1 protein-coding gene is annotated in these 1,860 nt (G+C 51.3%); it reads right to left on the reverse strand.

Annotated elements, in window-relative coordinates:
- Positions 1-163: 163 nt before the first annotated feature.
- Positions 164-1,603 carry an NAD(P)-binding protein gene (locus HWQ67_RS17415; protein WP_218253966.1) on the reverse strand — a complete coding sequence of 480 codons (1,440 nt, stop codon included), beginning with the start codon at positions 1,601-1,603 and terminating at the stop codon, positions 164-166.
- Positions 1,604-1,860 lie beyond the last annotated feature (257 nt).

The raw sequence follows: 1,860 nt of genomic DNA on the forward strand, positions 1-1,860 counted from the left end.
GAAATGTTGTGTATAATCAACCCAATGTCAACAAGGTAAGAAGGGGTCAAGGGGGCTGGCCCCCTTGCAGGGGGTTCTGAAGGGGGGCGGAGCCGCCCCTTTCTTTCTTTCTTCTTAGGGGGGTGAACTATTACCGTCTCCATAGTTTATAATTATAGCATATTTAGCTTTCTTTTCTTTTGCCATCTTCATGGTACTGTGCGTCTATGTTGATATCCCAGATGCGGTATGGAGTTCCGGGGAGTCTGAGATAATTGCGGGCGGCCAGTATGCCGCTCAAGCTCGAGTGGTCCTGGTTGTTGTACTTGTACAGTCCGCCACGCCCAATCGGAGAGAAATTGACGTATGTATCAGTACGTGCCTTTACGGCGTCATAGGCCCCTTCAAAGTTGATATAATACGTCGGATAGGCCTCGGTCTCACGCACAACCCACGAGTTTACAACCCGCTCTTTCCTGATAAGCCCCAGATGTTGCAACTCATCTGCGGCCATCTCCCTTATGTCGTCATCTGCCAGCCTCCAGAGGGACTCGTGCTGAAACACGAAGTATTCCGCACTGAGGGCCGTCATGCCCTTGTCTCTGACCATCTCCGGTGAAAAGTTGTTGTAGTTGGCAATCCGCGCCACCTTCACATCAGGCGAGTGTATGTATACCCACTGGTCAGGAAAGACATCGGGCTCATCGAGCAGGATGTTGACGGTTATGTGGTCACGATAGTACAGGGCATCCACCGTTGCATAGTCCAGGTGTTCATCCTTTGGGTCAAGGAGCCGGAAGAAATGCGTCAGGGCGGCAGAGCTGAAAAAATGCCTGGCTGAAATCCGCTGCCTCTGCCCCTCTGCCGTGATAATGTCTATCGAATCTATCACGTCCTGCCGACGATTAAACGACACAACTCCGGTTGACAACAAGACATCCACGCCACGGGCAACAACGCCCTCACACATGGCCTCATACATCTGACCGGCACCAAGAAGCGGATAGTCAAACCGCTCCACGAGTGTCTTGGGCGACGTCCGGGAACCAGAAGACAATGCCCCCTTGATAATCTCAAACACGTCCAGCCCCTTTATCCGTTGTGCCGCCCACTGCGCACTTATCTGATCACACGGGATTCCCCAGACCTTCTCCGTATAGGTTTTAAAGAAGGTTTCATACAGCTTTCGCCCAAACTTCTGTGTTATCCAGTCCTCGAAAGATTCCAGGCGTTCATTGCCATTGAACCTTGAAGCGGCAAACGACCCCAGCGCCATTGCCGACTCCACGATCCCAAGTTTTGTCAGTACATCGAGAGCCTTTATGGGATAGTTGAAGAACTTGTCCTTGTAGTGTATGCGGGTTATCCTGTCCACTGCCCTGAAGTCAGCCCCAAGGGTGTTGTGCCAGAGGGCGTTGATCTCCTGGTTTCTTGTAAAAAACCTGTGAGGTCCTATGTCAAACCTCGCACCACCATAGATATCCGTCCTGGAAAGCCCACCCACGTTGTGGCCCTTATCTACAATTAGGATGTCCTTTACACCGCCCCTGGTCAGCTCAATCGCCGCCCCTAACCCAGCCGGCCCTGCTCCTATGATGCAACACTCGTAGTTTCTGCAATCCATTCAGCCAATATTATGCAACATAACAAACAAAATCTGCAATACGTACAGCAATTCTCAGTGAATTTGTCGAAAGGCTTCTTACAAGGATTTTATAGCGCGTTTCGATTGCGTGCAATACAAAAAAGAAAGGGGCGGCTCCGCCCCCCTTCAGAACCCCCTGCAAGGGGACCAGTCCCCTTGACCCCGTAAAAATGCCAACGGAACCGCCCCCCTCTTGCTCAGGTCAGGTTAAAAATAGGCGATGTTGAATTTCACCC

The sequence above is a fragment of the Candidatus Magnetobacterium casense genome, assembly GCF_019173545.1.
GTDB lineage: Bacteria > Nitrospirota > Thermodesulfovibrionia > Thermodesulfovibrionales > Magnetobacteriaceae > Magnetobacterium > Magnetobacterium cryptolimnobacter.